This window comes from Halalkalibacterium ligniniphilum, assembly GCF_000334155.1.
Lineage (GTDB): Bacteria > Bacillota > Bacilli > Bacillales > Bacillaceae_D > Halalkalibacterium > Halalkalibacterium ligniniphilum.
Genome location: NZ_ANNK01000057.1, coordinates 1 through 6026, shown reverse-complemented (window position 1 = coordinate 6026; position 6026 = coordinate 1). Strand labels below are relative to the sequence as shown.

The 6026-nt window shown below is 42.4% G+C and carries 9 protein-coding genes and 1 other annotated feature; of the genes, 2 read left to right on the top strand and 7 right to left on the bottom strand.

Features of this window, described 5'->3' with window-relative positions:
* Positions 1-390: 390 nt before the first annotated feature.
* From rpmA to rplU, 3 genes are read right to left on the bottom strand one after another with little or no spacing between them, the layout of a single operon-like run.
* Complete coding sequence (rpmA, locus tag BLT_RS0105505; RefSeq protein ID WP_017726810.1) at positions 391-675, bottom strand: 50S ribosomal protein L27; 285 nt, start codon at positions 673-675, stop codon at positions 391-393.
* A gap of 16 nt (positions 676-691) precedes the next feature.
* On the bottom strand, positions 692-1021 hold the full coding sequence (locus BLT_RS0105500; protein ID WP_017726809.1) for a ribosomal-processing cysteine protease Prp: 330 nt from the start codon (positions 1019-1021) through the stop codon (positions 692-694).
* A gap of 8 nt (positions 1022-1029) precedes the next feature.
* Complete coding sequence (rplU, locus tag BLT_RS0105495) at positions 1030-1338, bottom strand: 50S ribosomal protein L21 (protein WP_017726808.1); 309 nt, start codon at positions 1336-1338, stop codon at positions 1030-1032.
* Between the two features lie 13 nt (positions 1339-1351).
* Positions 1352-1423, bottom strand: a sequence feature (ribosomal protein L21 leader region).
* A gap of 118 nt (positions 1424-1541) precedes the next feature.
* Between rplU and BLT_RS0105490 the strand changes: the two genes are divergently transcribed.
* On the top strand, positions 1542-1724 hold the full coding sequence (locus tag BLT_RS0105490; RefSeq protein ID WP_017726807.1) for a hypothetical protein: 183 nt from the start codon (positions 1542-1544) through the stop codon (positions 1722-1724).
* A gap of 222 nt (positions 1725-1946) precedes the next feature.
* Here BLT_RS0105490 and BLT_RS0105485 read toward each other — a convergent pair whose 3' ends face one another.
* The 3 genes from BLT_RS0105485 to BLT_RS0105475 form a co-directional block, all read right to left on the bottom strand.
* Positions 1947-3464, bottom strand: coding sequence for an Rne/Rng family ribonuclease (locus BLT_RS0105485; RefSeq protein WP_035425564.1), 1518 nt, complete (start codon positions 3462-3464; stop codon positions 1947-1949).
* A gap of 98 nt (positions 3465-3562) precedes the next feature.
* Positions 3563-4405 (bottom strand): M50 family metallopeptidase, encoded by an 843-nt coding sequence (locus BLT_RS0105480; RefSeq protein ID WP_236611069.1) that lies wholly within the window; start codon positions 4403-4405, stop codon positions 3563-3565.
* A gap of 13 nt (positions 4406-4418) precedes the next feature.
* Positions 4419-5210: a M23 family metallopeptidase gene (locus tag BLT_RS0105475; RefSeq protein WP_017726804.1), complete on the bottom strand. Its 792-nt coding sequence runs from the start codon at positions 5208-5210 to the stop codon at positions 4419-4421.
* A gap of 102 nt (positions 5211-5312) precedes the next feature.
* Here BLT_RS0105475 and mobA point away from each other — a divergent pair, with 102 nt between their 5' ends.
* On the top strand, positions 5313-5903 hold the full coding sequence (gene mobA / locus BLT_RS0105470; RefSeq protein ID WP_017726803.1) for a molybdenum cofactor guanylyltransferase: 591 nt from the start codon (positions 5313-5315) through the stop codon (positions 5901-5903).
* Between the two features lie 45 nt (positions 5904-5948).
* On the opposite strand, the gene BLT_RS21490 is transcribed toward mobA, so the two are convergent.
* On the bottom strand, positions 5949-6026 hold a 78-nt coding region (locus tag BLT_RS21490), incomplete at its 5' end, for a MoaD/ThiS family protein (protein WP_035425563.1).

The following is a 6026-nucleotide window of genomic DNA, read 5'->3' as shown; positions in this document are numbered from 1 at the left end:
CTTGTATGTTCTTTCATGTAACGAATTTTGGCTCGCTCAATGATTAACGTAATTTCCGTGATGAGCTTTTTTGTTTCTTCCTCAGACTCTGCTTTGTTCATGGCATCCTGAAGCTGTTTCACAACGTCCAATTCATCTTGAGTCAAATATTTGAGGTTGCTCACCTGCTTACTCCTTTCTAGTCTTATTTCTTTGTCGATAAAATCGAAATGGGCCAAAAGGAATGTAGGGTGCAAAATTGTATAATTCTACTATACCACAGGCAAGAAGTAGCACAAAATAAAGCACAGACCTCCCGTAGCGTGCCGACTCGAGCTAATGCGGTGACCAATGCTTTTTAAAAACAGTAAAAAAACGCACAAGCCCAAGGCTTGTGCGTTTTCATTAAAATTATTGAGCAACTGGATAAACGCTCACACGCTTACGATCACGACCAACACGCTCGAATTTCACGACGCCGTCGACTTTCGCAAAAAGTGTATCGTCTCCACCTTTTCCTACATTCACACCAGGGTAAATGCGTGTTCCACGTTGACGAACAAGGATGGACCCGCCAGTAACAGTTTGGCCATCAGCACGCTTTGTACCAAGACGCTTCGCGATAGAGTCACGACCGTTCTTTGTACTACCTACCCCTTTTTTCGATGCGAAAAATTGAAGGTTCATTTTTAACATAGGATTCACCTCCTAATTATTTCTCAATGGTTATGTGCTCACTGTACTCATCAGCAATGGATTGAAGCGATACCTTCATCCCTTCGAGTAGGAGCTGGACTTTCTCAAATGTCGCACCATCTAATCCATCTGGCACACGACAGCGGAGAAATCCACCTTCCTCTCCCATTTCCGTTTCAAGCTCGATACCACAAAGCTCCGCAATGGCATTCACAGTACCGATTGAGACGGCTGAGACGCCTGCACAAACCAAATCGTATCCATACGGACCAGCATCCGCATGTCCGCTCATTGTAAATGAGAGAATATGATGATGTTCATTACGTTTAAATGTAACTACTATCATCGCACACCTTACGCGTTGATTTTTTCAATCACAACTTTTGTGTAAGGTTGACGATGACCTTGCTTACGACGGTAGTTCTTCTTCGCCTTCATCTTGTAAACGATGATTTTCTTGTCACGACCATGCTTTTCTACTTTAGCCGTTACTGTAGCACCCTCAACATATGGAGCACCAACTTTCACATCATCGCCACCGATCATTAGAACTTTGTCAAAGCTTACTGCTTCTCCAGCTTCTACGTCTAACTTTTCGATGTAGATTTCTTGACCTTCTTGAACCTTTACTTGCTTGCCGCCAGTTTCAATAATTGCGTACATTCTCTGCACCTCCTCATATACTCAGACTCGCCATCATAGGTAGGAATCTCCTTTTAAAACCTAGTCTGTGCGGTTGTAGCTCTTTGGGTGCGACCAAATAACTAACAAGAGCAATCATACCACATTGAAAAAATGAATGTCAATGTGGTTTTACGAATGAAAGCAGCTGAATCCTGCATAAAAGAAAGGAAGTGAGGAAGGCTATGCCACAAGTGAAAAAGGAGGAGAAAATAACAATCATGGACCTATTTACCTTTTTTAAGTATGCTTGCTCCATCGCTGCGATTGGCTGTCTTGGATTCACCTATGCTCTGATGGCAAAAGGAACTAAGGCGAACACCAAAAACCAACAAGATGGACAGGCTTCAAACAACCATATTAGGTGATGTAAGCAAAGAGCAAACGCTGGAAGCCCATCAAGGTGTTTCCATATTTTTGAGGAAATTTGCAGACTGAAGCAAACGAAAGCGGTTAGGCGCTGGAGCTAGACATCATCGAATGCCTACTTGCTTACCTTTGAACAATTGGGCTAATCCTTCACTTCTCTAATAGACTTGTCCATTTCATAACGATTGTCCTTCTGTCGCCTAAGCCTTTTTGATCCACTTTCACGAACGATTTTCTTTTAACCGTTCTAATTGTCGGATCGCTTCCTCTTGCTTTCCTGCATAACGTATGGCATATGTTTCTTCTCTCATGTGCTTATTTGGCAGAAAGAAGATTCGTAGACCAAGTGCTTCTTCAAGGCGTTTTAAATGTTCACCCTTGTTTCCAAACAACGTTGGGGCAATGACGGATGGTAGCTCTAGGACAAGCGCTTCATAATCCATCCCTTTGTACTCCCAAAGCTCACGTTCAATTTTAAACGCCTGTGCTTCATTTGAAAGGATAACTCCTTTCCCGTGGCAGGTTGGACATTCCTTCGAGAGACTTGCTTGTAGGTTTTGACGAATTTTTTTTCGCGTCATCTCTACAAGGCCAAGCTTTGTTAATCCATGAACATTCGTTTTTGTACGGTCATTCTTCAAGGCATCCTTAAAAACAGCTAAAACTCTCTCCTGATCCTCTTCGCCTTTCATATCGATAAAATCAATAATAATCATCCCTGAAATGTCCCGTAAACGCAGCTGTTTTGCAATTTCCTTTGCCGCCTCCATGTTTGTTCGGACAATCGTATCTTGAAGGTCAGTTCTTCCTGTGAATTTTCCCGTATTTACGTCGATGACCGTAAGTGCTTCCGTTTGGTCAATCATTAAATACGCGCCATTTTTCAGCCATACTTGCCGCTTCAATGCTTTCTCCAATTCTTTCTCAATCCCATATGCTGAAAAAATGTTTTCCCGTTTCCGGTAAAAATGAAGGCGCTCTTTCATGCTAGGATAAGGATCGAGAAGCTCCTTTAGGAATAAATAATCTTCATACCTGTCAATGATCACTTCATTTACATCATCCAAAGAAAAATCTCGGACAATTCGTTCGATTAATCCTGAGCTTTGATGGAGCAAAGCTGGGGCTTTTTGATGTTTTCCTTGTTTTAAAATCTCCTGCCAAAATTTACGTAAAAACTGCAAGTCTTGGACAATTGCAGAAGATTCTTGTCCCTCACAAGCGGTGCGAACAATCATCCCCTCTTCCTCGTCTAAAAGACGCTCGCCAAACGCTCGCCACTTTTCTCGTTCTTCGTCCGACGAAAAACGCCTTGAGACTCCTACATACCCCCCCTCAGGCATGTAGACAACATAGCGCCCTGGAAAAGACACAACCCCTGTTAATCTCGGTCCTTTCGACCCAAATTCTTCCTTTGTCACTTGAACAAGAAGCTCTTCCCCTTCTTTAACAAGCTCGGAAATGTTTCGCTGCTTTTTTCTTTCATCCTCTTCTTTTAATAAATGAAACGAAAGTAAGTCATCACGGTATAAAAACCCGTTTTTGTCACGTCCAATGTCTACGAAGGCCGCTTGCATACCAGGTAATACATTAACGACACGACCTCGATAGACATTGCCAACAATCCGATTTTCTACTGCCCGCTCGATCATAAGCTCAGACACTTTTCCTTGCTCTACGATAGCCGCTCGTCGTTCCCTTGTTGCAACGTTAAAATAGATTGACTTCAAAAGCTGCATCCCCTTTTTTATCGACACACGGTTAGGAGGCCAATACCACCCTACCCTCATTTTCTCTATTGTACCTTACTCTTCCCCCTTCTGTTGAGGGACATCCATTATTTTATGAGTAAAGTCGATAAAGGGCTGTACATTTGTTTTTTTTCAAATAGGGCATGCAGCAATTCCTGCTCCTCTAGGGAATAGAATTGTTTCTCTTCCTTATGGTGAACGAACACTGTATGAATATACCCACGGCGAAATTGCCGGATTACATCCTTGACTAGAATATCGCTTGACACGATAATCGAATGCCTCGGCTGTAAATAGGCTTGGTCATACAATCGTTCTGTTAAAAACCGAATGTAACGATAATTTTTTTGTTTGTATTCAAGATAATTGACAACAATTAAAAACGATAGCACTACCCATAGATTAAGATGAAAAGGAAACAACCAAAGACTCATTAGAATACTGATAACAAGAAACGTTGTGGACAACACTAACGCGTAATCTAGTGCTTTGTGATAGGACCAATACCGCATACAGGCTAGCTGCATCAGCCTTCCACCATCTAGAGGGAGAACCGGCAAAAGATTAAAAAAAAGAATCGTCAAGTTATGCCAAACAAAGATTTGATGATCCTGCATTGACCAAACTCCTGCGGAAAAGAAAAAATAAGACAAACCAATCATCCATAGATGCTGTAAAGGTCCTGCGAGAATAACCGTCATTTCCTCATAAAAAGGGCGGTTGTCACTCTCTTCTACCTCTGCGACACCACCGAACGGCAAAAGCTCTATTTTTTTAATTTCCCATTTTAAGAGGTGAGCCGCAATTCCGTGACCCAGCTCATGAATAAAGACAATCACAAAAACCATGACAACCTCGCGAAAATAGCCAGTAACAACACCAATTCCGAGAATCAACCAAAATAATGGATTGATTTTGATTTTTTTCATGACTGAAAAAAAGCTAGTCAAAGCTAATCACTTCATTCGGATCAATGTATTCATCCCCTTCTTTCAAAGCGAAATAATACACTCCCCTTTCCTCTTCCTCCATTAAGGACACTGTACCGATCTTTCTCCCGGTTGTTAGGTGGTCGTAGATATTTACTTGAATCTCATCAAGCATGCCGTACATCGATTCTGTTCCATCATAATGCTGGACGACAACCATCTTTCCAAGGGTTACATCTTCTCCTTCCCCAACAAAGATGACATGCCCTGCCTTCACTGTCTCAACCGCTGCACCTACGTTTGTTTCCACAAGAATGCCTCGTCCATTTTGCTCGAAGCTCTCAGCAATCTTCCCAGAAGCAGGGACTGCATAGACATGCTCCGCCTCTTCCTCCTCCAAATCACCAAGGGCCACCTCTTGATTTATTGGGACAAGGGTAAGGGGACGTCCAAATTGCTCTTCATACCAATTAGCAATCATCGCAAATTGAAACTCTTGCTCATATGCTCCCTTCACGAAGTGACGAGCCCCTTCAAGCTGAGGAATCCCAGTTTTAAAAACAATAGCGATGAGTAAAAATAAACTAATGGCTACCAATGCTCGCAAGATAAAAAAATCTTGTCCCTTAAAGGCTAGCGAATCCTTCGGCTGGTCCTGATACACATACATGTCTGGTTCTTCTCTTGCCTCATCATGACGAGTAAACAGCATCGGTGCAGAACGTTCTTTTCTTCTCATCGTTTCGCCAATTTCTCTACGCCTTGATTCAAGCTTACGCCGGACTTTGTTCAGCTCTTTTGACATCACTACCCCATCCTTTTTTAAAGTCCATCTAGTAATTTATATGACTTGTCCGCCGTTCATATGTCATAATAGAAGGAACGAATGAGCTGAGGTGAATCAAGCATGGACCATCAATGGACAGGGGTGCTACTAGCAGGTGGGGCTTCACGAAGATTTGGTCGACCAAAGGCCTTTGAAATATATCATGGGTTTAAGTATTATGAAGCTAGCTTACAAGCCTTACAAGCCCACTGCCAGACGATTTATATTGTGAGCCACCCCTCTTTAAAAGAATCATTTGAGAGAGCGGAGACTGTTCCAGTCATCGAGGATTTACCTACCTATCAAGGGCGTGGCCCATTAGCTGGATTGTATACGGTAATGCATACCTACAATTCAAGCTGGTATCTGACTGCGCCTTGTGATGCACCTCTTTTAAAAAGTGAAATCTATGACCTTTTGTTATCTCACCGCCACCTTGATCCACAAACAAGCGCGATTATTCCTGTTGTGAACGGACGTCGCCAGCCATTAATCGGACTTTACGCTCGTTCTTGTATGCCAGTCATTCAAGCACTTTTAGATGAAGGAACTTTTAAGGTTGGAGCTCTTTTCGAGCGAGTAAGGACAAAATTTGTGGAAGATTCCTCCCTTAATGCACTATCTCGTGCATTTACAAATATTAATGAAGAGAAAGATCTTCAGCAATTATAAAAACGAGCGAGGATTTTCGCTTAGAAATCCTCGCTCGTCTTTATTTCATCCACCGCTAACAGGTGGGATGAGAGCAACCGTATCGCCTTCTTTTACGGTTGCATCTTCTTCCGCATATTCTTC

What these genes read in the sequence shown, in the direction of transcription:
- rpmA (WP_017726810.1), bottom strand. Translation starts at nt 675, where the DNA reads ATGTTAAAAATGAACCTTCAATTTTTCGCATCGAAAAAAGGGGTAGGT.
- BLT_RS0105500 (WP_017726809.1), bottom strand. Translation starts at nt 1,021, where the DNA reads ATGATAGTAGTTACATTTAAACGTAATGAACATCATCATATTCTCTCA.
- rplU (WP_017726808.1), bottom strand. Translation starts at nt 1,338, where the DNA reads ATGTACGCAATTATTGAAACTGGCGGCAAGCAAGTAAAGGTTCAAGAA.
- BLT_RS0105490 (WP_017726807.1), top strand. Translation starts at nt 1,542, where the DNA reads ATGCCACAAGTGAAAAAGGAGGAGAAAATAACAATCATGGACCTATTT.
- BLT_RS0105485 (WP_035425564.1), bottom strand. Translation starts at nt 3,464, where the DNA reads ATGCAGCTTTTGAAGTCAATCTATTTTAACGTTGCAACAAGGGAACGA.
- BLT_RS0105480 (WP_236611069.1), bottom strand. Translation starts at nt 4,405, where the DNA reads ATGAAAAAAATCAAAATCAATCCATTATTTTGGTTGATTCTCGGAATT.
- BLT_RS0105475 (WP_017726804.1), bottom strand. Translation starts at nt 5,210, where the DNA reads ATGTCAAAAGAGCTGAACAAAGTCCGGCGTAAGCTTGAATCAAGGCGT.
- mobA (WP_017726803.1), top strand. Translation starts at nt 5,313, where the DNA reads ATGGACCATCAATGGACAGGGGTGCTACTAGCAGGTGGGGCTTCACGA.